Source organism: Marinitoga aeolica (assembly GCF_029910535.1).
Lineage (GTDB): Bacteria > Thermotogota > Thermotogae > Petrotogales > Petrotogaceae > Marinitoga > Marinitoga aeolica.
The window spans coordinates 273787-300079 of sequence record NZ_CP069362.1 but is presented as its reverse complement, the minus strand read 5'-3'; the positions used below and the strand labels follow the sequence as shown (position 1 = coordinate 300079).

Genomic DNA, 26293 nt, shown 5'->3' with positions numbered 1-26293 from the left:
GCTCTAATCCGTAGTGGAGGTGTATTACATGTCAGATGAATTTTTATCTCAGGAAGAATTAGATGCATTATTGCAAGGTTTAAATCAAGACGAAACATCACAGAAAAAAGCTGAGCCATCTTCTTCACAAAATAGTTCTTCGCAGAAGAATGTAGACTCAATAATATTAGATCTGGTAGGAGAAGTTGGAAATATAGCTATGGGTGCTGGTGCAACTACATTATCAACATTATTAAAAAGAAAGGTTGATATTTCCAGTCCAACACCTATTACATTATTAAAATCAGAAATCAAAAATCAATTTTCTGGAAAATATTTAATAATATCGATTAATTATAAAGATGGATTAAAAGGAACAAACTTTTTCCTTTTTCCTGCAAATATATCTTCTGTAATAGCTGATCTTATGATGGGTGGAACAGGGGAAAATGTTCCAGAAACATTCGATGAAATATCAATAAGTGCATTGGCTGAAGCTATTAATCAAATGATGGGAGCTGCGGCAACCTCTTTATCAGAATTTTTAAATGCTAAAGTTGATATTACACCTCCACAGGTAGAAGTACTTGATTTTAATGATCCTAGTGTGTCTTTTCCACCTGAGTTAGAAGGGGCAGCTGAGACAATAATAGGAATAAAATTTAAATTGAAAATTCAGGGTTTAGAAGAAGGAGAAATGTGGCAATTTGTTCCTATTGATATAGCTAATGATATAAAAGATAAAGTATTAGCAGCGCAAAATGTTGATATCCAGCAAAAACCATCGCAAGCTCAACCACAACCACAACCACAACAACAACAACCTGCTCAACAAATGCCAATGCAGCAACCGATGGGGTATCCGCAACAAATGCCAATGCAGCAACCGATGGGGTATCCGCAACAAATGCCAATGCAGCAACCGATGGGGTATCCGCAACAAATGCCAATGCAGCAACCGATGGGGTATCCGCAACAAATGCCAATGCAGCAACCGATGGGGTATCCGCAACAAATGCCAGTACAACAACCGATGGGGTATATTCCCCCGGAGCAACAGGTGAATGTACAACCCAAAACTTTTGGAAATATATCTGGTCAACCAATGGAACCTACTGAAAACGTAGACCTTGAAAAATTACAACTTTTATTTGATGTTCCTTTAAATGTATCAGTTGAATTAGGTAGAAGAAAATATTCATTAAGGGATATATTGAATTTTCATCAGGGATCAATGATTCAATTGGATAAATTAGCTGGTGAACCTGTTGATATTTATGTAAATGGTAGATTAATAGCGCGTGGAGAAGTAGTAGTTATAGATGAAAACTTTGGAGTTAGAATAACAGAAATAGTTTCTTTGGAAGAAAGGTTGAGAGCATTAAAATGATAAAGAAAAAAATAAGTATAATAATAATATTTTTATTATTAGCAAATATAATATTTTCTAATGATTTAAATAATTTATTTTCAAGATATTCAAAACTTGGAGAGTTTAAAATTGAATTAAATATAAAATTTGAGGTGGATGCAACTCCCACCTCTGTTTTAATGGATATGTATGTAGATAATTTTAAATACTTTTATTTTAGAATAAATGAACCTAAAATTTTATCCGGTATAGATTACTACTATGATTTGCATAACGATGAATTTTTTACAGATTTTAAAGAAGAGGTTGATAAATACAATGGTATAAAAAATAATCTGGAAATATTTAGAAATTTCATAAGAATATTATCTGTAACGTATTCTTCGGATAAATTTTTTGTGAAAGAAATGAAAAGCAAAGAGCGTAAAATATTTTATTTTTATCCCAAATCGAAAAATGCTTTAAAATTTCTAAGGGTTGATTATACTCAAATGAAAATATATTTAAAAGAAGAAAAGAATAATTATTTTTTAGATGAAATCGAATTTTATAATTCAAATAATAAGAAAAGAGTTAAAGTAAAAATTAATGTTATTCCTTATAATACGAATTTTATAAAAAAGAAATTATTAGAAATTCAAAAGTAACTCTGGATATTTATATTTATTGAATTTTTTTAGCAGAGATTCTTTACCTTCTTTTTTAAATGTTTTTAGATAATTTATCTGATTATTGATTAATTGAATGTTGCCGGGTTTTCCATGACCTGGTATTATTATTTTTATATTTTGTTTTTTTAATTCTTCCAGTATTTTTATCCAATTATCGATATTTGCCTGATTTAATTCAGAATGAACACCTGAAACAATAAGATCTCCTGCTACTAAAATATTTTCTGGATATATTTTATAAATTGTAGAATCTTCTGTATGACCTCCTAATGATATACCACTAATAACAGTTTTTGAAGATGTATTTAAATTATCATTTCTAAAAACATTAAACTTACATCTGGATAATTTTTTTTGAATGTCTGAAAATTCATATTCTGACTCTTTAGATATTTTTTTTAAAAGATTATCATTATAATCGAATAATTTTATAAGAGTTTTTTCTGATAAAATTATTTCGAGATTTCCCTGAAAAATAGCTCCAAATGAATGGTCTGGATGATGGTGTGTTAAAAAAACTTTTTTTACAGGTTTTTTTGTCCTTAATTGAACTAAGTCTATAATCTTATTAAGTTTTTCTGGATATAATGAAGAATCAATTAAAATTACTTCTTCACTTAATTCCACTGCTGTAATATTACTTGCAAAATTTTCAAACCAGAATACCAAAACTTTATTATCAATTACTTCTAGCATTGAATTATTCCTCCTTAAAGTTATTTCATTTAATAATTCTTTATATATTGATTTTTTTCCTTAAAAGTGTTAAAATAGTTTGTAATACAAACGAAAATGGGGGGTGCTAACTATTATTAAAGAATTTTTTAAAAAAAATTGGTGGAGATATTTAATAGGTATAATTTTTCTTTTAATGATTGATTATTTTCAAATATTTATACCCAAAAAAATTGGAAATATAATGGATGATTTAAAATTGGTTGAAAACTTTGATGTAATAAAAACCTCTATATTTTCAATTTTAATTATAGCCTTTTCTATAATGATAGGTAGATTTATATGGCGTTTTTTTATTTTTGGTACGGCGAGATTATTTGAATTTAAGACGGCAAATAAAATATTTTCCCATATTTTAGATCAATCATATGATTTTTATGATAAATGGAGAACAGGCGATTTAATGACCAGGTTTACTGAAGATCTGAATTCTGTAAGAATGGCAATGGGACCATCTATTGTAATGATGATAGATACAATTTTTATGTCTACAATTACTGTTGTTGCTATGGTGAAATTTGTTAATCCAAAATTAACTTTTTTATCATTGATTCCATTACCTGTTATAGGAATAATAACCTTATTTTTCGGTAAATTAATTAGAAGATTGTTCAAAAATTTACAAAAGACAATTTCAGATTTATCCGATCACACTGAAGAAAGTTATGCTGGAATACATGTTGTAAAGGTTTTTTCTCTTGAAAAGACGATGCAAAAAAGATTTAACGATCGTTCTCAAAAATATTACGATGCCCAGATGAAATTAATAAAAACATGGGGATTGATGTTTCCTTTGATACAATTTTTTGCATCTATGTCAGGTGTTTTAGCAATATATTTTGGAGGTAAAATGGTTATAAACGAAGAAATTACCTTTGGACAATTAGTAATGTTTTACTCATATATAGGAATGTTGGTTTGGCCAATGATGGCAGTTGGATGGGTTGTAAATGTTATTCAAAGAGGTAAAGCTTCATATCAAAGACTTATGGAAATAATGGATTCTCAATCAAGCGTTCCTGAGCCGGAATTAAAAAATGAAAATAAAGAATTTAAAGGTCATATAAAAATTAAAAATTTAAAATTCAAATACCCGAATTCAGAAAAATATGCATTGCAGGATATTAATATGGAAATAAAACCAGGAGAAATGGTGGCGTTTGTAGGGAAAATTGGTTCTGGAAAATCAACACTACCAAAATTATTATTAAAATTTTATCCTGTGGAAAATAATTCTATTTTTATTGATGGAAAAGATATAAATAAATTACATTCTAAATTTATTAGAGATAATATATCTTACGTACCTCAGGAATCATTTTTATTTTCAATGCCGATTGAAGATAATATTAGTTTTGCCCATCCAGAAAGAGTTAAAGAAGCTCCAGAATTTGCAAAAATTGCTAATGTTCATGAAGATATACTTGAATTACCAGAAAAATATAAAACATTGGTAGGAGAGCGTGGAGTTACATTATCGGGTGGTCAAAAACAAAGAGTTTCTATAGCTAGAGCATTAGCTAAAGATGCATCGTTTATTATACTTGATGATTGTTTATCGGCTGTTGATACAGAAACTGAAGAAGCAATAATAAATAATTTAAGAAATAATGTTATTAACAAAACGATGATTGTTATTTCTCATAGATTAAAGGCAGTAAGGAATGCAGATAAAATATATGTATTTGATAATGGGAAAATAGTTGAACAGGGTAATCATAGTGAGTTATTAGCATTAGAGGGAGTGTATTATGGAATGTACATGAAACAGTTGATAGAAGAAAAGTTAGAGGAGGAATAGTATGAGAACTGCCCATACTGATATATTGAAAGAAGAAAAACAAAGAAGCATTTCTAATATAAAAATATTTTCCATGCTCTGGAAATATATGAAAAAATATTATATTATTCTGATCTTTTCTTTTTTATTTTTGTTTTTATCAACAGCAATAGATTTAACAATTCCTTCAGTGATGAGATATGTGATAGATAATGTCATTAATTCAACATATAAATTCAAGATGGAAAATAATAAATTTATTCCTTCTCCTACAGGAGACTATGTATTAAAGCATATTGATGGTAAATATTATATGACTAAAGAAAACAAAAAAATATCTGTAGAATCTGAATATGTAAAACATATAAAAGAAAAATCATTAAATGATATTGCTAAATATTCTATTCTTGTTGTATTATTGTTTTTGAGTCAATTAATGTTTAATTATGGACAGGTTATATTTTCTAATTTAATGGGGCAAAAAGTTATTTATGATATAAGAAATGAATTATATACGCATATTCTGGCAGTACCGTTGGATTTTTTTACTAAAAATCCAACGGGTAAAATTACTACAAGAACAGTAAACGACACTCAAAATCTTTCTCAATTTTTTACAGATGTTTTAACAAGTTTAACAAAAGATGTTGCTATAATAATCGGTGTAATAATAGTTATGTTTAATATGAATTTTAAACTTACAACATATGTTATAGTAATGTTTCCAATTATTGTTTTATCAACATGGGTTTTTGGAGTTATAGATAGAAAAATATATGCAAGAACCAGAACAAGAATTTCAGCAACAAATTCATTTTTGGCAGAGAATATAGCTGGAGCAAATGTAACGAAGGCTTTTAATCAAGAAGATAGAAAAAGAAAAGAATTTTATGATTTAAGTTATAAATTATATAGATCAAGAATTCAACAAATAATATTAAATGGGTTATTCAGGCCATTAATGAATGTGATGTATTATATAACACTTTCATTATTATTCTGGTTTGGTGCAAAATTATTTAAACAGAATGTAGTATCTTTTGGTATTTTGGTAGCATTTACTTCTTATATAGATATGTTTTTTAGACCACTATTTGATATAGCGGAAAAATATGATATATTACAAAATGCATTTGCTTCGGCTGAAAAAATATTTAGACTGAAAGAGTTAAAACAAGAAGATTTTGGTAAGGGGTTATATAAAGATATAAACAAAGGTAGTGTAGAATTTAAAAAAGTTTCATTTGCATATGAAAAAGAAAATTATATATTAAAAAATGTATCTTTTAAGATAGCTGGTAAAGAAAATGTAGCAATAGTTGGTGAAACAGGCTCAGGTAAAACAACTATTATTAAATTAATAAATGGGTTATATAAGCCACAAATAGGAAATATATATATTGATGAAAAAGATTTAAATGATTATGATTTGCATTCATTAAGGAGGCAAATTGCGGTAGTTCCACAGGATGTTTTTTTATTTACCGGTACAATTTTGGACAATATCAGAATATTTGATGAAAGTATTTCTGAAGAGGAAGTTATTCAGGCAGCAAAGCAGGTTCATGCACATGAAATGATAGAAAAGTTTCCAGATAAATATTATACAAAAATATTGGAAAGAGGGAGTACATTATCTGCTGGTGAAAGACAATTAATTGCTTTAGCAAGAGCTGTAATATTTAGATCTAAAATAATAATATTAGATGAGGCTACAGCAAATATAGATGTTGAAACAGAATATCTTATACAAAAAGCCATGGAAAATCTCATAGGAAAAGTAACTATTATATCCATAGCTCATAGACTTTCTACGATAAAGACAGCAAGTAGAATATTGGTAGTTCATAAAGGTAATGTTGTAGAAGAAGGTACCCACAATGAATTGATGCAAAAAAGAGGAATATATTATGATCTATACAAGTTACAATACGAAACCCAATAGTTATAAGCTATTGGGTTTTTAATCTTTGAGACTTCCTTGGGTTAATCCAGCAATGATATATTTTTGCGCAGCAGCAAATACTATTATAGTTGGCAAAAGAGCTACAACGATTCCTGCAGCTAGCACATTCCATTGTATTCCTGCTTTTGAAACAATAGAGTATAAACCAACTGGAACGGTATATTTGTTAGATGTATTTAAAAACATTACAGCAGTAAACAGTTCATTCCAATTATTTACAAAAGAAAAACTAAGAATAGCTGAAAGTCCAGGTAGCATTAATGGAATGGTAATTTTAAATAACGATTGTATTTCATTACACCCGTCAATTAAAGCAGCTTCTTCTATACTTTTTGGAATTCTATCAAAAAAACCTTTTGCCATTATAGTACTAAAAGCTGCACCAAATCCACTATAAACAATAACAATACTTATTAATTTATTTATCAAATGAAAATTTGAAAACATAACATATTGTGGAACCATTATCAAATATGATGGAATCATCTGTGAAAAAAACAAGAATAAAATAACAGCATATCTTCCTTTAAATTCTTTTCGAGATAATACATATCCACTTAACATTGCAAAAATTGTTGATATAAATGAAGCTAAAAAAGAAACAAAAATACTATTAGAAAAATACTGCTTAAAATTTACAAATTCAAATAATTTCTTATAACCATAAAAAGTTGGATTAATAGTCCAATATTTTATTGGAAAAGTATAGAGTTCATATGTTGGTTTTAGTGATGTGAGTACAATCCAATATAAAGGGAATAAAGCAAAAATAAGAAATATTATTAAGAGAATAATGCGAATAATTTTTCCTGCGATTTTATTTTTTTTCATAGACTAAACTCCTTTTTGGAAGTTAATTTTAAATACATTATTGTATAAATTAAAAGAATTAAAACAATAATAACTCCGTGTGCAGCAGCCTTACTGTAATTAGATTCATAAAAAACAGTGTTTATCATTTTTACAGATAGTATTTCAGTACTTCCCGCAGGGCCACCACGTGTCATACCATAAATAATATCTGGAAAATTCATAACCCATATTACTCTTAATAAAATGGTATTGATTAAAGTTGGTTTAATATATGGTATGGTAATTTTAAAAAGTTTAGTAAAATATCCTGCGCCATCGATTTCAGCAGCTTCATATAAAGAATTTGGAATTGATTGTAAAGCTGCTAAAATCATAATAGCAAAAAATGGAATACCATACCACACATTAACTAAAATGACAGAAAACATAGCTAAAGTTGGATCTGAAAGGAAATTAAAGCCTTCTTTAATAAATCCTAACTTTATTAAAATATCATTTATAACTCCAAACTGACCATTAAGAAGCCATGACCATATTAAACCAATAGCAAAACCAGAAATAGCCCATGGGTAGAAAACAAGTCCTGCATATAATCCTCTTCCTTTAAAAGGCTCTTTCATTAATAATGCTAAAATAAAACCAAAAAGTAATTGAAAAATTACAGAGAAAAAAATCCATTTAATAGTATTCCATACAACATCCATATAAAAAATATCACCAAAAATCTCTTTAAAATTTTCCATACCTATCCATTTTATATTTCCGAAATTAAAAACAGAATAATTTTTAAAAGAGAGCAATACCCCGCTAATAGTGGGGTATAATATTATAAAAGAAATTAATAGTAATGTTGGTAATAACATAAATAAAATAAATCTATTATGCTTCATCTAATCACCTATTTAATTCCAGCTTTTTTCCAAAAATCTGTCCATTCTTTTAAACATCTTACAACAGATAATTTTCCCAACAAAACTTGTTGCATAGTTTTTTCCTGGAATTCATTCCATTTTCCCCAATTTTCATTATCTAAAGGATATTGGGTAAATTGATAATGTTTTTTATCTTCAAACATTTTAGTCCATCCTTCAAAGATATAAGAACTAAAATATGAATCATATTTATAAACAGATTTTAAAATTGGTAAAGCACCATATGCTTTACTCCAATAGCCATTTATCTCAGCAGAACTTACAAATTTTATAAATTTCCAAGCTAAATCCTTATGTTTAGAATAAGTTGGAATTCCCCAACCAACAAAACCAAATGAAGGATATGCTTTTCCGCTTATACCTACAGGTAATGGAGCAGTTTTATATTGTCCTGGTTTTAACATTTCATTTAACATTCCAGTAGTATCAGGATCCTGGAATAAAAGAGGTGTTATTCCAGAAACAAATGCATTAACTTGTTCGTCCCAACCCCAGTTAATAGAGTCTTTAGGTGAGGTATCTTTATATATATTTACATAAAAAGTTAAAGCCTCAACAGCTCTTGGATCTTCAAAAACAATCTTGCCAGATTTAGTCAAATACATATTATTAGGATCAATATCATCAAAGAAAGAGGTTACAACAGCATCTATAAATGATGTTGGATAGCCTTTTCCTCTGAAAGCAAAACCATATTGATTTTTTCCAGATTCAGTTAATTTTTTACCCATATCATATAATTCCTTCATAGTTTTAGGATAATCATTAAATCCATATTTCTTCAATACATCAGGCCTATAAAATAAAGCTTTTGCGAATAAACCATGAGGTAATAAATAAGGTGTGTTATGATAGATACTTGCGGCTTCTAAAATCCCATCAATTAAGTCATTTTTTTCTGGCCATGAATTAATATAAGGAGTTAAATCTTCTAATTTCCCCATAGCTGCTAATGTGCTTAAATTCCAGTCGCCTATTTCTACAATATCAAGAGGTTGTTCTGTACTAACCATTAAATTTATTTTTTGATAAGCAGTTTCATAAGGTGGAGAGATTACATTAATTTTAACACCAGGATTTAATGTTTCAAACATTTCAATGATTTTATTCAAGGTTGGAGTTCTCCACGGACTTGAAAATGCTTCAACAAGGTTCAAAGTAATAGTTTCTTCCGAAAAAGCAAATAATGCAACCAATAGTAATGAAATGAAAACGATAAACTTCTTCATAGAAATTCCCCCCTTAAAGTTTTGTACAAAAATATTATATCATATTTTACATAAAAATTAATAGTATATTAAAAAGAATAAATTTCTTTAGACAACTTAATTATAAATATAAATTTACATATAATAAAAACAATTGTGATATACTAAGAAAAAGCATATATTGGGAGGAAATTTAATGAATATAAGTAAATGGTTATTTTCAAGTGGAGTGTTACATAGGGTTAGAAAACCAGCAAGGTATATTGGTGGAGAATATAATGATATTATAAAAAATCCAAAAAATAAAATAAGAGTAGGATTAATGTTTCCAGATTTATACGAGGTTGGTATGTCACATACAGGTTTTCAGATATTATTTCATTCTTTTAATTCAAGAGAAAATGTTTTTGCAGAAAGAATATTTTTGCCATGGAAAGATATGATAACTGAAATGAAAAATGCAAATATACCTTTATATACATTGGAAACATATACACCAATAAAAAATTTAGATTTAATTGGAATAACTCTTCAATATGAATTATCTTATACTAACATTGTTCATGCACTCAAATTAGCTAAAATACCAGTATATTCAAAAGATAGATCTGAAAATGATCCAATAATCATAGCAGGTGGGCCAAGTGCATCAAATCCAGAACCAATAGCAGATTTTATTGATGCTTTTTATAACGGTGATGGAGAAGCTGTAATAGATGATTTAATAAATATATTGTCATCCAATTTAAATAGAGAAGAAAAAATAAAGAATTTACACAATACAGAAGGGTTTTATGTGCCAAAATATTATAAGATAAAAATGAATAATTCAGGACATATAGTTCCAGAATATGAAGAACGTATAAAAATAAGAAAAATAAAGGATCTAAACAAGGCAGAATTTCCAACAATGCAAATTGTTCCAAAAATAAAAACCATACACAATAGAGCTATTGTAGAAATAATGAGGGGTTGTAATAGAGGGTGCAGATTTTGCCATGCGGGGTTTTATTATCGTCCTGTTCGTGAAAGAACAGCTGATGAAATAATTAGACTATCTTTAGAAACTCTTGAAAAAACAGGATATAATGAATTATCATTATTATCATTAAGTACATTAGATTATAGTGATTTAGAAACGGTTTTAAATGAATTAGAACCTTTTTTAAAAGAAAATAGAATATCAATATCTTTACCGTCCAGCAGAGTTGATAAATTTGGATTAGAAATAGGAAGTAAAATATCTGGCGCAAGGAAAACAGGATTAACCTTTGCTCCAGAAGCTGGTTCTCAAAGATTAAGAGATGTAATTAATAAAAATATTTCAGAAAAAGAAATACTTGATGTAGCTGAATATGCAAAAAAATCTGGTTGGCGAAGGATAAAATTATATTTTATGATTGGTCTTCCTACAGAAACAGAAGAAGATGTTAAAGCAATAGTAGAATTAACAAGAAAAATAAAAAAGCAGACTAAAATAAAAGACATTACTGTAAATGTTTCTATATTTATACCAAAACCACATACACCTTTTGAAAAAGAACGATTTTATCAGCCAAAAGAAATAAAAGAAAAAATAAAAATATTAAATGAAGTGAGAAAATTTGCTAAATTAAAAGTTCATGATCCATATGTGAGTTTAATTGAAGCTTTACTTTCCAGAGGAGATAGAAAAATATCGGAATTAATATATAAAGTAGCTATAGAAGAAAATGCTATATTTGATGAATGGGATGAAGAATTTGATTTCAGAAAATGGGCTAGAAAAATAAATGAATTGGAAATAGATACGCAAAAATATCTTGGGAAATTAGAAACGAATGATTTACCCTGGAAAATAATTGATATTTTGATTAAAGATGAATTTCTTAATAGTGAAATAGAAAATGCAAAGATTGAAAAAACAATAGATGATTGTAGATGGAGCGTTTGTACATTATGTGGAGTTTGTATAAAAACAGGATTAACTAACAACCTTGCGAAGGTGATAAAATGATAGAGTTTGAATTTTTAAATGAGAAAATAATAGAAGTAGGGAAAAAGCTTTTAAAATGGAGAGAGGAAGAATTTACAATTAGTTCTAAAAGTTCCAAACATGATTTAGTTACATCACTCGACTTAAGAGTACAGGAGTTTCTATATAATTCATTAACTCAGAAATTTCCAGAAATAGGATTTTTAGGTGAAGAAAGTGGGATGAATAAAAAACCTGAAACAAAAGGTTATTGGGTGATAGATCCTATTGATGGTACAGTTAATTTTTCTAAAATGTTGCCTATGTTCTGTATATCTGCGGCATATGTTGAAAATGATGAACCAAAATATGGTATAATATATGCCCCGGTAATGAATCAAGTAATTGTGGCGGAAGAAAATAAAGGAGTTTTTTTAAATGGAGAAAAAATAACACCTAATTGGGCAAAAGTTTTAGATGATGCAATGATTTCAATGGGAAATATAAGGGGTAAAACCCACAAATATTTTGAAGCATTAGAAACAAAAGTGATGAGATTGAGATTATTAGGTACAGCTGCTTTGCAGATTGCTTATGTAGGAACAGGACATTTCGACGCTTTTATTTCTGTGAAAGGAAATTCGTGGGATGTTGCCGCAGGATATATTATAGTAAAAGAAGCAGGTGGAATTATTACAGATTATTATGGAAATCCTACTAATATATTCAACAAAAAAAATTTATATTCAAATCCATATATTCATGAAGATTTAATGAAAATTATAAACACCATACAAATCTAAACATTATTACGGGGGTGAAGTTGTGAAAGCTTTGATATTGTGTGCAGGTAAAGGAACGAGACTAAGACCATTAACTTTTACAAATGCTAAACCATTAATTCCTATTGCTAATAAGCCAACTATTGTGTATAGTCTGGAAATGATAAAAGAAGCAGGAATTAATGAAGTCGGGATTGTAGTGAATCCAGATAACAAAAAAGATTTTGAAGAAACCTTGGGAAATGGATCACAATTAGGGTTGGAAATTACCTACATTGTTCAAGAAGAGCCGAAGGGGTTGGCACATGCAGTTGCTATTTCTGAAGAATTTTTAAAAGACGATGAATTTTTGATGTATTTAGGCGATAATTTGGTTACAGTTGATCTGGGGAAGTTTGTAAAAGAATTTAATAATAAGGATATGGACTCATTTATCCTATTAACACCAGTGGAAGATCCTTCAAGATTTGGTATAGCAATTATAGAGGATGGTCAGGTAAGGAAAGTTATGGAGAAACCAAAAGATCCACCATCTAATTTAGCTATAATTGGTGTATATATATTTAAACCAATAGTATTTGAAGCAATTAAAAATATAAAACCTTCATGGAGAGGTGAATTGGAAATAACCGATGCCATCCAGTGGTTACTTGAAAATGAAAAAAATGTTGGAGCTCATATTGTATATGGTTGGTGGAAAGATACAGGGAAACCAGAAGATTTAATAGAAGCTAATAGAAAAGTTTTAGAACAATTAAGGGAAAGTTCAAATGAGGGAATAATATATGAAAATTCGACTGTACATGGCAATGTCATAATAGGTAAAGGAACCAGAATATTAAACAGTGTTATTAGAGGACCAATAATAATAGGTGAAAATGTATTAATTTCTGATGCATATATTGGGCCATATACCAGTATAGGTTCTAATGTGACTATTGAAAATGCAGAAATAGAAAATTCAATAATACTTGATAGGGCTACCATAGCAAATCTTGATACGAGATTGGATTCAAGTGTTATAGGTGCAAATGCAACAGTTATTCATTCTGACAGAAAACCAAAAACAATAAAATTAGTAGTAGGGGATTATTCGAAAATAGAAATTCCTAAATAGGAGATGAGTTAATTGTTGGAAAAATTGAAAGAATTATGGATTGAAGTGTATTCAAACACAAATGAAGATAAATTAAATAAATTAATTGATTATATAAAAAGAGAAAAAGAATTTTTTGAAGATAAAGAAACAGACAAAGATTGGTATAAAAAGGCAGTAATATATTCATTATATGTAGATTTATATGCGGGTAATTTTAAAAACTTAACCTCAAAAATTGAGTATCTATCAGAATTGGGAATAAATACCATTTGGCTTTTGCCAGTGTTGGATTCACCACTAAAAGATCAGGGATTTGATATTAGAGATTATTATAAAATAAGAGAAGATCTAGGAACTAATAAAGATTTTAAAAGATTTCTTGATAAAGCACATGAAAAGGGTATTAAAGTTATATTTGATATAGCTATCAATCACACATCAGATGAACATGAGTGGTTCAAATCAGCCAAAAGCTCAAAAGATTCTCCTTATAGAGATTATTATATTTGGAATAAAGATACAGAAAAATATAAGGATGCAAGATTATTATTTAAAGGTATGGTTGATAGTAATTGGGAATATAATAAAGAAACAGGAGATTATTATTTTCATAGATTTTATCCATTTCAACCAGATTTAAATTATAAAAATCCGGAAGTATTAATAGAAATGATAAAAGTTCTAATATTCTGGAAAAAAATGGGTGTAGATGGTTTTAGAATGGACGCTGCACCATTTTTATGGAAAGCGGAAGGTACAAATTGCGAAAACTTACCACAAACACATAAAATATTAAAAATGTTTAGATTAGTATTGGATTATTTGCAAGAAGGCTCTATATTAGTGGCTGAAGCAAATTTAAAGCCAAAAGATGTTGTTCAATATTTCGGTAATGGCGATGAATGCCATGCGGGATATCATTTTCCTTTAATGCCGAAATTTTTCTTAACAATAGCAGAAAAGGATTACTCACATATATATGAAACATTAAAAGAAAAAAATACACCAGAAATACCTGCCAGTTGTAAATGGTTTACCTTTTTAAGGTGTCATGATGAATTGACTCTTGAATTTGTAACAGAAGAAGAAAGAAAGAAAATGAATCAATACTATTTAAAAGATCCATTATGGACATTTAGAAAAGGTGAAGGAATATCAGGAAGATTGTATGAATTAATGGATAAAGATATTAGAAAAGTATTATTATCATTCTCTATCTTATTTACAACAGAAGGTTCTCCTATAATTTATTATGGTGATGAATTAGCACTTGAAAATGATTATGAATTTTATAATACAATGACGCAAAAAACAGGATTCAAAGATTCAAGATTCTTAAATAGAGGACCTATAAATTGGGATTATGTAGAAAATAAATTAAAGGATAAAAATTCAAAAGAATATAAAGTATACAATGAGATAAAAAAAATGTTGAAGATTAGAAATGAAAATATTGAATTCTTTGAAGCAAAAGGAGAAATTATACCAGTAAAAGATAAATCTTTATATGTAGTTAAAAAGAGAATAAAAGATAAGATGTTATGGGCGTTTCATAATTTAACTAATGAAAATAAAGAGATAAATTTAAAAAAAGAAGGATTGGAATTATTTGAAGATAAAAAAGTTCAAGAGTTGAAATTAAAACATTATGAATACAAATGGGTATTATTTACAATCTGAGTCTGTATAAAATACACACTCAGATTGTGGACAAATTTTATATTAAAATACAAAGTATTTTCAAAATTTAATATATCTGCTTTCATCCATATTTTTTGTGAAATTTCAAAAATTCTCTTGTATCATTTATATATGTTTTATTTTGTCAACAGTTTGAAGTCTGCGTTAATACGCAGACTTTTTTAATTATAGTGTATGAAAGTTTTTAATAAAAAATGTTATAATAAAGATATCAGTATATGGAATGAGTTTGGAGGCTGAGTTAAAAGTGGACATAAAATTAGTTGCAAGAAAAAATAATGAAAATACAATAATAGATTTAGAAAATACAAAAGTAGGAGAAGGATTTTTTACTATAATTGCTGGACCATGTTCAGTTGAAAATAAAGAAATAATAGAAGAAACAGCACATTTTCTTTCTGAATTAGGAATAAAAATAATGCGTGGAGGAGTTTTTAAGCCGCGAACTTCACCATATTCCTTTCAAGGTTTAGGAAAAAAGGGGTTGGAATATTTAAAATTAGCCGCTGAAAAGTATAATCTAAAGATAATAACTGAGGCATTAGATGAAGATACTTTGAAATTAGTAAACGAATGTGCAGATATTATTCAAATAGGGTCGAGAAATGCACAAAATTATGGATTGTTGCGTAAAGTTGGAAAATTAAATAAACCTGTTCTCTTAAAAAGAGGTTTTATGATGACAATAGAAGAATTCTTATATTCTGCAGAATATATAGCTTTTGAAGGTAATAAAAATATTATATTATGTGAACGTGGAATAAGAACGTTTGAAACAAAAACCAGAAATACACTTGATATTTCTGCTATTCCTGTATTAAAAAAAGAAACTCATTTGCCAATAATTATAGATCCAAGTCATGCAGCAGGAAGAAGGGATATTATACCAGATTTGATTAAAGCTTCTTTAGCAATAGGGGCTCATGGGATTATGGTTGAAATACATCCGCAACCAGAAAAAGCATTGTCTGATGGGAAACAAAGTATGATATTCAAGGAATTTGAAAAAACAATAAAAGAGATAAAGGAATTAGCCGATGTATTAAAAGTTGAAATAAAATGATTATTAAACCAAGAAATATCATATTTAAAACTTGTAGAAATATGACATTTGAAATTATAAAAATCTCAAATTCTAAAGGAGGGCAAAGTTGCCTTCCTTTCATTTATTTTAGATTTTAAGGAAATTCTAAGAAAAGTAATGTATAATTAACATATAAATTAATAAAAGGAGAGTGGGAAAATGAAAAAGGTTATATTTTTATTTTTTGTATCATTAATATCTTTAAACATTTTTGCTTTAAGTACTGGTGAATTACTAAACTCTGTTAAAATCAACAATACAGATTATTTATTAAATGAACTAAATTATGAAAGTAATATGATAGATTATGAAAATGCAAAAATAACAGCAGATAGCTCTGCAGCAAAACTCAACGTTCAAAATACTTATTATTCAATAATGAAAGGGTATGAAACTACTAAAATTAATTTAATAAAGAATTTAGTGAATTATTTATTTACCTTAAAAAATGACCAGATTAATCTTCAAATCAAACAATTGAGTTTTGAAAATGCACAAAAAAATTATAATGACTCTCAAAATTTATACAAAAAGAATCTAATTAGCCATTCGAATTTATTGAACTCTGAATATAATTTTAAAAATTCTCAATATAATCTTGAAAATGCAAAAATATCTTTGATGAAAGATTTTGATGACTTTAAGATATTTATTAATTCTGATGATGCAACTTTAAATTATAATTTAGTAATAAATTTTCCAGAATTACCAGAACTAACTCCTGAAAAAGTAGCAGGTCTTGTAGAAAATGATTACGATTATTTAATACAAAAAACCTCTTATCAAATAACTTTAAATGAATATAATGCGACAAAAGACATCCTAACAGGTTCTGATTTGAGAAAAAAGGAGATAGATTTAAAAAAGAAAGAATTAAATTTAAAAGAATTAAAAATATCTAAAACTAGAGAAATTATAGAATTAATAAATGACATAAACTTAGCAAAATTAGATTTATCTTCATCATTAATAAACCTACAATATTTGGAAGAAAATTTAAAAGATACAGAAAAAAGATATGATAGTGGCTTAATAGAAAAAACTCAATTTAATCAATCTAAAATCTCCTTCCTTTCAACAATAATGCAAATTAATAATAAGAAGATGGGATTAGTATTAAAATATATTGACTTATACAACTATTTAAATGAGGATATAAATAACAAATTATTAGAACTCATTGAAGTAAAATGAGGTGTGTGTAATGAAAAAAATATTATTAATACTATTATTATTACCTATATTATCCTTCTCTAACTGGTTGGATAATATAAAAAGCTATGTATATAATGATTCTCAATATTTAAATATATTGAATAATTTTAATCAATCAAAAGAAAATTATTTTTTAAAGGATACATTTTTACCTTCAATTATGATTTCAAATGCTAATGTTAATTATTCAAAATCAGATTCTTCTGAATCATCTTCATTGATCATACCATTAAGAATTAATGCGAAAATATTTGATTTTAATGTGAGTTTAAATGGTAATTTTTCCAATCAATTATGGGATGATTGGAGAGATACATATTCGCTAACTATCTCAAAAGAAATATTTTCTGAAACAGATGAAGAATTATTAAATGCAAAAATCAATTTGTTAAAATCGCAGTGGAATTTGCTAAATACCAAAAATCAATTGTTTTTAGAATATTTAAACAAAGGATTTAATAATTACTATTATAATGAATTATACAATATTCAAGAAAAATTATTTGAATATCAAAAACAGGATTATAAAAATGACAAATCAAAATATGAAAGCGGTTTAATAAGTAATATAGAATTTTTAAATAGTAAAAAATTCTATTTAAATTCACAAATTGCATTATTAAATGCTAAAAAAAATTATGAAGAATATAAAGATTATAATATCGATTATAAAATTACAGAATTAACTATTCCATCATCGAGTGAAATATACAATAGGTCAGATGTAATTGCTGAACAATTAGAAATAGAATTAAACAAAATACAAAATAATAGAATATACAGATTATATTTACCTGATATTACGACAGGTATTACATTTGATTATAATTATCCTATTCGTTCAGATGAAAAAAAATTAACAACATCATTATTTTTAAATTTTAATTATAACTTATATGATAAAGGTTATAGAGAATTTCAAGCAAAACAAAAAGAAGATAATTATTATTTGTCAAAAAGAAGCTATGAAGAAAAAATAAAAAATTTAATAGACCAATATGATAATATGTTAAAAACATTAAATACTTTAACATTAACTCTACAAACCAAAGAATTAGATATGGAAATAAAAAAGTTAAATTATGATATTTATAAAGAAAAATATCAAAAAAAATTGATATCTGAAAAAGATTTAGATGAAAAATATTTAGAATATAAGCAATCTAAATTAGATTTAGAAAAAGCGAAATTTGACATATTTGTTCAAAAATTAAATATATATAGTTTTTTAGGCTATGATTTAATCAGCCTATTTGAGGAGGAATTTAAATGAAAAAATGGATTATTTCTATATTAATTATTGTGGCGATAGGTGTATCTATATTATTTATAATGCAAAACAAAAAAAATAATGTTGTAGATTCAACTGTTAAATATGTGGAATATCCCGTTCAAAGAGGAAGTTTAACAGAAGTTATAGATGTATCTGGTCATATTAAACCAAAGAATTATAGATATATATATCCACGTGTTTCTGGAAAGGTTATCGAGATATATAAAAAAGAAGGGGATTACGTAAAAAAAGGAGAGCCTATATTAAAAATTGATGATACATCATTATATATTTCTTATTTAAATGCGAAACAAGCTTATGAATCGGTAAAAGGTCAAAATACAATAGATGAGGAGATAAAAAAGGCTCAATATGAGAAAGCTAAGAAAGACTACGAAAGTGCTGTCATAAAAGCACCTATCTCGGGTAAATTAATTAATTTTAATGTAGAGTTAGGAAATACAATTGGAACTAATACATTAATCGGAGTTGTAATTGATGATATGTCGTATGAATTTATTGGTTATATTGATTTAATTGATTATCCAAAAGTAGAAATTGGACAGAAATTAACCTTGACAATTGACGGATACTTTGATAAAGAAATTCCTGGTATTATAACCTATCTTTCTTCTGGAGATTTAACTTCGAATAATGTAACAGTGGCAGAAATTAAAGCAGACTTATTATTGCCAAAGGACGATACAAATTTGATCCAAGAAAATTCAAATGTAGTTAATTCTGAAGATAAAACGATTAATATTAATAATCAGTTCAATAATCCTAATAGAAAAGCATTAGCAGAAAAAATAAAAAATATGACACCAGAAGAAAGGGAAAAATTAAAAGAAACATTTATGAATAAAAGGAATATAGGAATTTCTAGAAAATTAAATTTAAAAATATTTGCAGGTGTATCAGCAGAAGGTCAAATTTTTTCTACTAATAAAGAAAATGTGTTAAAAATACCTTTAACTGCAATAACAAGTAAAAATGGTAAAACATACGTATTGGTAAAAAAGGGAAACGATGAAAATGGAAATCCTGTACCAGAAGAAAGGGAGATAAAATTAGGAACAATTACTGAAAGCTTTGCAGAAATAGTGGATGGATTAAAGGAAGGAGAAATAGTGCTAATGAAATCAACATCAAAAAATATTTCCATCTTAAAAAAATCACCTACAAGAATACCGGCAGGTAGGGTTTTAGGTAAATGAGGTGGTTAGATGAATGATATAGTTTTTGAAGTGAAAAATGTAAAAAAAATATATGATATGGGTGAAGTAAAAGTAAAAGCATTAGCTGGAATAAATTTTAAAATAAAAAAAGGAGAATTTGTGATAATAATGGGACCTTCTGGTTCAGGGAAGTCTACAACACTTCATATAATGGGGTGTTTAGATGTTCCAACCTCAGGTGAAGTATATATAGATTCTATTAAAGTTAGTGATTTAGATGAAAAAAATTTGGCAAAGGTAAGAAGAAATAAAATAGGATTTGTATTTCAACAATTCAATCTATTGCCAAGAATGACGGCGTTAGAAAATGTTGAATTACCTATGATATATAAAGGTATTCCTGCTCATAAAAGAAAAAAGAGAGCAAAAGAATTATTAGAGTTGGTAGGATTAGGCGATAGAATCCATCATAGACCTACACAATTATCAGGAGGCCAAATGCAAAGGGTTGCTATTGCAAGAGCTTTAGCAAATAACCCTAGCTATATATTAGCTGATGAACCTACGGGGAATTTAGATACAAAAAGTGGAGAGGAAGTTCTAAAAATATTTAAGAAATTAAATGAAGAAGGAATGACCGTTATAATTGTTACCCATGATCCGGAATTAGAAAATCTTGGTAATCATAATATATTCTTAAGAGATGGTCTTATACAAAAGGAGAGTTTTGTATGATTATAGAAATGATAAAAGAAGCTTTAAGAGCTTTATTTCATAATAAAACGAGATCTTTCTTATCTATGCTTGGTATAATAATAGGTGTTTTAGCAGTCATTATAGTATTGTCTTTAGGAAATGGGGCAACATATTCAGTAAAAAGCGAAATAGAATCCATGGGATCAAATATTTTTTATGTTATTGCAAAAGGCTCAAGATATGCAAAATTAACCACTGCAGATTTAGAAGATTTGAAAATGAATGCGCAGTTTTTAACTAATATTACTCCAAGTTTTTCCAGTGGAGGCAATTTTAAATATGGTACAAATGAAATTTCTGCTCAATATTATGGTGTTGTTCCAGATTTTATAAAAATGTTTAGTTTAGAAGTAGAAAAAGGCAGAATGATAAATGATATAGATAATAAAGGTATTTTAAAAGTAGCTGTTATTGGTAGTTCTGTAGCAGAGCAATTGTTTGCAGAAGAAGACCCAATTGGTAAAACTATAAAATTATTCAGAAATAAAGGAAGCATTAATTTTACAGTAATAGGTGTGTTAAAACCTACGGGTTCTAAATTATTTTTAAATGTAGATAATACAATTTTTATTCCATATGAAACAATGAATAAAAGAGTTACAAAATTTGATGTAGTGAATCAATTTTTTGCAAAAGCTATATCTAGTGATTTAAATGAAGAGGCAAAAAATGAACTGGATAATTTTCTATATACAAAATTTAAAGATGATAGAGCATATTTTATTATCAGCCAAGAAGAAATATTAGGAACTATAAATCAAGTTACGGGAATGCTTAATTTAACATTAGGAGCAATAGCAGGAATATCACTTCTTGTTGGTGGTATAGGTATTATGAACATAATGCTTGTATCGGTTACAGAAAGAACAAGAGAAATAGGTATAAAAAAAGCTATTGGAGCTACAAATGGAAATATATTAATGCAATTTTTAACAGAATCCATTTTTTTAACTATAACGGCTGGTTCTATAGGAATTTTTTCTGGAATATACTTTGCTAAATTAATTGGGAAATTTATTAATATCACACCGTATTTTGATATAAACCAAATTGTATTGGCATTTGTTGTTTCTGGAGCAATAGGCTTGTTTTTTGGAGTATACCCAGCAATAAAAGCTTCAAAATTAAATCCTGTTGATGCACTAAGATATGAATAAATATTTTTTCATTTACATAGAATTAACAAGAAGAAATTAATAAAAGAGAGAATATGAAAGAATTTTCATAATAATAGGAAATTTTGAAATATTTAGATTTATTATAATGAAATATTAAAGATAACAATGTAGTTGGCGCTTAATCAATTAGAAACTTTGATAAAGTATTTGTAATTTTAAATTTTTTGTGGTAAAATATATCCGGAATAAATTTTATATAAGGAGGGGACTGTATGAAGAAACTTTTAGTAGCATTATTGTTGGTATTTTCTATCTTCACGTTTGCAAATGTTATGAACCCCAATACTATTGTAGATGTAACTATTGGGGAACCAGACACATTAGACCCACATCAAGCATATGACAAAGCTAGTGGTGAGGTAATTTTTAATGTATATGACAACTTAATTGAGTACAAAGGTTCAAGCTTAAGTGAATTTTTACCAAGATTAGCAGAAAAATGGGAAATTGATGGAAACACAGTTAAATTCAAAATTAGAAAAGGTGTTAAATTCCACAGTGGAAATGAATTAACACCATATGATGTAGAATATACATTCAAAAGAGCATTAATAGGAAATCCTGGTGGAGGACCTATCTGGATGTTATACGAAGTATTCTTTGGAGATTACTTCAGCTTAAAATCAGCAGTTAAAGGATTAACAGGGCACTCATGGTCAGAATTAGTAAATCCAGAAACAAAAGAACCTGTAAATGCAGAAGCAAAACAAATATTATTAGACTTCTATGATAAATATATTGATTCAAAAGTAACTGTAGATGGAGATTATGTAGTATTCCATTTAGCAGCACCAAAAGTATATTTCTTAAATATCATTGCACAAGGTTCATCATGGGGAGCAATTTTAGATAGCAAAGCTGCAATGGGATTAGGATTATGGGATGGTAAAAAAGACGGATGGTGGAAATTCCATGACTGGAAAAAAGAAGATTCACCATTATACGCAAAAGAAATTGGTTCAGGTCCATATGAATTAGTAGAATGGGATAGAACACAACAAAAAGTTACATTAAAAGCATTTGACGGTTACTGGAGAGGTCCAGCAAAAGTTAAAAATGTAGTTATTTGGGGAGTAGATGAATGGTCAACAAGAAAAGCAATGTTAGAAAAAGGTGAAGCAGATATTGCTGCAGTTCCTGCACAATACTTAAGCCAAATTAAAGGAAATCCTGATTTAGAAATTATTGAAGGATTACCAACAGTATCAGTAACAACATTAAACTTCAACTGGCAAGTAAAACCAGATTCACCATATATTGGAAGCGGAAAATTAGATGGACAAGGTATACCTGTAGATTTCTTTGCTGATAAAAACGTTAGATTAGCATTTATTTACTCATTTGATTACAAAAAGATGATCGATGAAGTATTAGATGGTTATGGTGAATTAGTACCTACAGCATTACCAAAAGGATTCTTAGGTTATGATGATAACTTACCAAAACCAAAATTCGATTTAGCAGAAGCAACAAAATACTTCAAGAGAGCATTTAGAGGTCAATTATGGAGAAAAGGTTTCAAAATGACAATTCTTTACAACACAGGAAATGCTGCAAGACAAAAATCAGCAGAATTATTAGCTGACTCATTAAAGAAAATCAATCCTAAATTCCAAGCAGAAGTTAGAGGAGTTCAATGGCCAACATTCTTAGACGCAAGAAAGAACGGTAAAATGCCATTATACATCTTAGGTTGGTTAGCAGATTATCCAGATCCAAATAACTTCATTTACACATTCTACGATTCAAAAGGTGATTATGGTTATTACTATGGAGAAAAATATGATCAATTTGCAAACAAACCTCAAGCATTCTTTGGCGGAAAATCATTAAATGAAATGATTGAAGAAGCAGCATCATTAACAGATCCAAAAGCTAGAGAAGAAATATACATTAAAGTACAAGAATTCGTAATTAGAGAAGGATTAGGTGTTCCATTATATCAACCAGTTGGTGTAAGGGTACACAGAAAATGGTTAAAAGGTTGGTATCCAAACTCAATCAGACCAGGTGACGATTATTATCACTATTGGAAATCAGACAAATAATTTAAATTTTTAAAAATAATAACTTTTATTTTCTTTTAAAGGGGAGGGGAAGGTCCTTCCCCTTATTTTTTTGTTTTTTGAATGTTATGTTTCTATGGTATAATATATTGGTTTTTAATAAAAATCTATGGAGGTGCTTGTATGACGGCGTATATTATTAGGAGGTTACTATTACTACCTCTTATAATTTTTGGAGTTACATTAATAGTTTTCTCCATGATGCAACTGCTTGGAGAAGACCAGTTATTAGCTGCATATGTAGATCCTAATTCTTTAGACAAAATGTCAGTAGAAGAATTAGAGATGGTTAAAGAAAAATATGGGCTAAATGATGATCCATTTACAAGATATGTAAAATGGATTGAATCAGTAGCTCATGGAGATTTGGGTTGGTCAATTGTTGGTAAAGAACCAGTTGCAAAAGCTATTATTCACAGATTACCTTCTACAGTAGAACTTGCATTATATGCAATATTTCCAATAATAGGTGTTGGAGTTTGGCTTGGAGTACAAGCTGCGCTGCATAGAAATAAGTGGCAAGACCATTTAATAAGAATTTTCTCAATAGTGGGATGGTCGTTCCCAGACTTTGTTTTTGGTTTAATAATTCTTATGGTGTTTTATAGTTGGCTCGGATGGTTCCCCCCTGGAAGAATTAGTCTGCAGGTTGAAAATATAATCAACTCGCCAGGCTTTCATCAATATACAAAATTAGTTACAATAGATGGATTATTAAATGGAAGATTAGATGTATTTTGGGATGGGCTCAGGCATTTAATAGGTCCTATTTTAACATTATCTTACTTATGGTGGGCATATTTAATTAGAATTACAAGATCATCAATGTTAGAAGTTTTAAGTAAAGATTATGTAAGAACTGCAAGAGCAAAAGGATTATCTGAAAGAGTTGTTATCAATAAACACGCTAAAAGAAATGCTTTAATTCCTGTTGCTACAGTAGCAGGTTCTATGATTATTGGATTGATAATGGGCGTTATTATAGTTGAAACAATATTTGTTAGACCAGGTATTGGAAGTTTTGCAGCAAAAGCTGCAGGACAATTAGACTATGCTTCAATAATGGGTATGTTATTGTTCTCATCATTATTATTGATTGTTGGAAACTTAATAATCGATATATCATATGCATTAATAGACCCAAGAATTAGATACGAGTGAGGTGAGTTGAAGTGAACGAAGAATACAAAAGAGCGCTCAGGAAATTCTATAAGAACCCTTCAGCAATGTTGGGATTAATATTATTAATATTTTTTATTTTAATAGCTTCTTTTGCACCATTATTAGCACCACCACAAATTCCAATTGATCCTGAAATAGAAAATATGGAATCTATGTTAAATAAATTATCAGAAACAAAAGATAAATCTATAATAGATGATTTAACAAGCTCATTTTCAGATTATTATGACTTTACATATGGCTTTTATCTTGATTATGCAAATGATGTGAAAAAATTAGAAAAAACGTTAAAAAATTATCAATCTAATAAAAGTGAAGAAAATCTAAAAGCATTAATTGATGAACTAACTCCTCTAACAGAAGATTATGTATTGGATACATCCTACTTGGAAAATATTCAAAAGAATTTAAAGGATAAAAAGAAATTTAATGCAGCTTTAAAAGATTTAGAAAATGGTGTAAAAAGCTTTTTAGCAAAAGCTACAAATGCTGAAAAAATGAAAAAAGAGTTAGATGAAATAAATTCAAAAAATAATTCAGTAGATGAATTTTTACCAGCAGCAAAAAAATACTTTAAAGATTTAAAATCTAATTATATTAAGGATTTACACTATGATCCATACTTGATGCCTATTGTAACATATGAAAATACACCTCAACCACCTTCAAAAGGTCATCCTTTTGGTATAAGTAATGGTAGAGATATATATTATGGTGTAGTATGGGGAACAAGGACAGGTTTTAAAATTGGTATTATTGTTGTTGTTTCAGCAACTTTAATAGGATTATTTATAGGATCCATCTCAGCTTACTTTGGCGGATGGGTTGATGAAGTGTTAATGAGAATTACAGATATCTTTATGTCCATTCCATTCATGCTATCAGCTATGGTTTTAACTACAGTTTTAGGAACAGGTCTTGATAAAGTTATGATTGCCATGATTGTTTTTGGATGGATGGGTTCTGCAAGGTTAATCAGAGGTAATATATTACAAGCTAAAAATGACCAATATGTTTTAGCTGCTAAAGCATTGGGTGTAAGAGATTCTAAAATAATCGTTAAACATATTTTGCCTAATACAATTTTCCCTGTATTAATCCAGGCTTCAATGAGGATAGGTTCAATGGTTATTACAGCAGCAGTATTAAGTTTCTTGGGTGTAGGTGCTCCACAAGGTTATGCAGATTGGGGATCAATTTTAAACTATGCAAGAAACTGGATTTTAGGTGGAACTGGTGGAGCATTTGAATATTGGTATACAATAGTATTCCCAGGTACAGCAATGGTATTATTTGTTTTAGCATGGAACTTAGTAGGAGATGCATTAAGAGATATCTTTGATCCGAAACTACGTGGTTAGTTGAAAGG

At 28.1% G+C, this 26293-nt stretch carries 20 protein-coding genes and 1 pseudogene; 17 read left to right on the top strand and 4 right to left on the bottom strand.

Going from position 1 to position 26293, the window contains the following annotated elements; all coding sequences use genetic code 11:
- Positions 1 to 28 precede the first annotated feature (28 nt).
- Both fliY and JRV97_RS01355 read left to right on the top strand, forming a co-directional pair.
- Positions 29 to 1369 carry a flagellar motor switch phosphatase FliY gene (gene fliY, locus JRV97_RS01360; RefSeq protein ID WP_280999547.1) on the top strand — a complete coding sequence of 447 codons (1341 nt, stop codon included), beginning with the start codon at positions 29 to 31 and terminating at the stop codon, positions 1367 to 1369.
- Positions 1366 to 1998, top strand: a complete 633-nt coding sequence (locus JRV97_RS01355) for a hypothetical protein (protein ID WP_280999545.1) — start codon at positions 1366 to 1368, stop codon at positions 1996 to 1998. Before fliY ends, JRV97_RS01355 begins: the two co-directional genes overlap by 4 nt.
- On the opposite strand, the gene JRV97_RS01350 is transcribed toward JRV97_RS01355, so the two are convergent.
- Positions 1981 to 2718: an MBL fold metallo-hydrolase gene (locus tag JRV97_RS01350; RefSeq protein ID WP_280999543.1), complete on the bottom strand. Its 738-nt coding sequence runs from the start codon at positions 2716 to 2718 to the stop codon at positions 1981 to 1983. The two genes, JRV97_RS01355 and JRV97_RS01350, sit on opposite strands and share 18 nt — an antisense overlap.
- A 103-nt stretch (positions 2719 to 2821) precedes the next feature.
- On the opposite strand from JRV97_RS01350, the gene JRV97_RS01345 reads away from it, so the two are divergent.
- Together JRV97_RS01345 and JRV97_RS01340 are read left to right on the top strand one after the other, a co-directional pair.
- A complete protein-coding gene (locus tag JRV97_RS01345) occupies positions 2822 to 4558 on the top strand; it encodes an ABC transporter ATP-binding protein (RefSeq protein WP_280999541.1) in 1737 nt (578 codons plus the stop codon).
- A gap of 1 nt (position 4559) precedes the next feature.
- Positions 4560 to 6482 carry an ABC transporter ATP-binding protein gene (locus JRV97_RS01340; protein ID WP_280999539.1) on the top strand — a complete coding sequence of 641 codons (1923 nt, stop codon included), beginning with the start codon at positions 4560 to 4562 and terminating at the stop codon, positions 6480 to 6482.
- Between the two features lie 18 nt (positions 6483 to 6500).
- On the opposite strand, the gene JRV97_RS01335 is transcribed toward JRV97_RS01340, so the two are convergent.
- The 3 genes from JRV97_RS01335 to JRV97_RS01325 are packed head-to-tail and all read right to left on the bottom strand — an operon-like array spanning position 6501 to position 9477.
- The gene (locus JRV97_RS01335) at positions 6501 to 7334 is read right to left on the bottom strand and encodes a carbohydrate ABC transporter permease (RefSeq protein WP_280999537.1); all 834 of its coding nucleotides are present in this window, start codon (positions 7332 to 7334) and stop codon (positions 6501 to 6503) included.
- Positions 7331 to 8206 (bottom strand): carbohydrate ABC transporter permease, encoded by an 876-nt coding sequence (locus tag JRV97_RS01330; RefSeq protein ID WP_280999535.1) that lies wholly within the window; start codon positions 8204 to 8206, stop codon positions 7331 to 7333. The genes JRV97_RS01335 and JRV97_RS01330 overlap by 4 nt, the downstream gene beginning before the upstream one ends.
- Positions 8207 to 8214: 8 nt before the next feature.
- Positions 8215 to 9477 (bottom strand): ABC transporter substrate-binding protein, encoded by a 1263-nt coding sequence (locus tag JRV97_RS01325; protein WP_280999533.1) that lies wholly within the window; start codon positions 9475 to 9477, stop codon positions 8215 to 8217.
- A 175-nt stretch (positions 9478 to 9652) separates the two neighbouring features.
- Between JRV97_RS01325 and JRV97_RS01320 the strand changes: the two genes are divergently transcribed.
- From JRV97_RS01320 to JRV97_RS11625, 13 genes and pseudogenes are all read left to right on the top strand, one after another.
- On the top strand, positions 9653 to 11452 hold the full coding sequence (locus JRV97_RS01320) for a TIGR03960 family B12-binding radical SAM protein (protein WP_280999531.1): 1800 nt from the start codon (positions 9653 to 9655) through the stop codon (positions 11450 to 11452).
- A complete protein-coding gene (locus JRV97_RS01315; protein ID WP_280999529.1) occupies positions 11449 to 12213 on the top strand; it encodes an inositol monophosphatase family protein in 765 nt (254 codons plus the stop codon). The genes JRV97_RS01320 and JRV97_RS01315 overlap by 4 nt, the downstream gene beginning before the upstream one ends.
- 22 nt (positions 12214 to 12235) lie before the next feature.
- Positions 12236 to 13309: a glucose-1-phosphate thymidylyltransferase gene (locus JRV97_RS01310; protein WP_280999527.1), complete on the top strand. Its 1074-nt coding sequence runs from the start codon at positions 12236 to 12238 to the stop codon at positions 13307 to 13309.
- Positions 13310 to 13321: 12 nt separating this feature from the next.
- On the top strand, positions 13322 to 14971 hold the full coding sequence (locus JRV97_RS01305) for an alpha-amylase family glycosyl hydrolase (protein ID WP_280999525.1): 1650 nt from the start codon (positions 13322 to 13324) through the stop codon (positions 14969 to 14971).
- 220 nt (positions 14972 to 15191) lie between these two features.
- Positions 15192 to 16055, top strand: coding sequence for a 3-deoxy-7-phosphoheptulonate synthase (gene aroF, locus JRV97_RS01300; protein WP_407081561.1), 864 nt, complete (start codon positions 15192 to 15194; stop codon positions 16053 to 16055).
- Positions 16056 to 16235: 180 nt separating this feature from the next.
- A complete protein-coding gene (locus JRV97_RS01295; RefSeq protein ID WP_280999523.1) occupies positions 16236 to 17270 on the top strand; it encodes a TolC family protein in 1035 nt (344 codons plus the stop codon).
- Between the two features lie 10 nt (positions 17271 to 17280).
- Positions 17281 to 18564, top strand: coding sequence for a TolC family protein (locus JRV97_RS01290; RefSeq protein WP_280999521.1), 1284 nt, complete (start codon positions 17281 to 17283; stop codon positions 18562 to 18564).
- Complete coding sequence (locus tag JRV97_RS01285) at positions 18561 to 19781, top strand: efflux RND transporter periplasmic adaptor subunit (protein ID WP_280999519.1); 1221 nt, start codon at positions 18561 to 18563, stop codon at positions 19779 to 19781. The genes JRV97_RS01290 and JRV97_RS01285 overlap by 4 nt, the downstream gene beginning before the upstream one ends.
- A 9-nt stretch (positions 19782 to 19790) precedes the next feature.
- On the top strand, positions 19791 to 20477 hold the full coding sequence (locus tag JRV97_RS01280; protein ID WP_280999517.1) for an ABC transporter ATP-binding protein: 687 nt from the start codon (positions 19791 to 19793) through the stop codon (positions 20475 to 20477).
- On the top strand, positions 20474 to 21655 hold the full coding sequence (locus tag JRV97_RS01275) for an ABC transporter permease (protein WP_280999515.1): 1182 nt from the start codon (positions 20474 to 20476) through the stop codon (positions 21653 to 21655). The genes JRV97_RS01280 and JRV97_RS01275 overlap by 4 nt, the downstream gene beginning before the upstream one ends.
- A gap of 233 nt (positions 21656 to 21888) precedes the next feature.
- Positions 21889 to 23724 (top strand): ABC transporter substrate-binding protein, encoded by a 1836-nt coding sequence (locus JRV97_RS01270; RefSeq protein WP_280999513.1) that lies wholly within the window; start codon positions 21889 to 21891, stop codon positions 23722 to 23724.
- A gap of 141 nt (positions 23725 to 23865) precedes the next feature.
- Positions 23866 to 24903, top strand: coding sequence for an ABC transporter permease (locus JRV97_RS01265; RefSeq protein ID WP_280999511.1), 1038 nt, complete (start codon positions 23866 to 23868; stop codon positions 24901 to 24903).
- 635 nt (positions 24904 to 25538) lie between these two features.
- A pseudogene (locus JRV97_RS11625) lies at positions 25539 to 26285 on the top strand (ABC transporter permease); the annotation flags it as partial.
- Between the last annotated feature and the right edge of the window lie 8 nt (positions 26286 to 26293).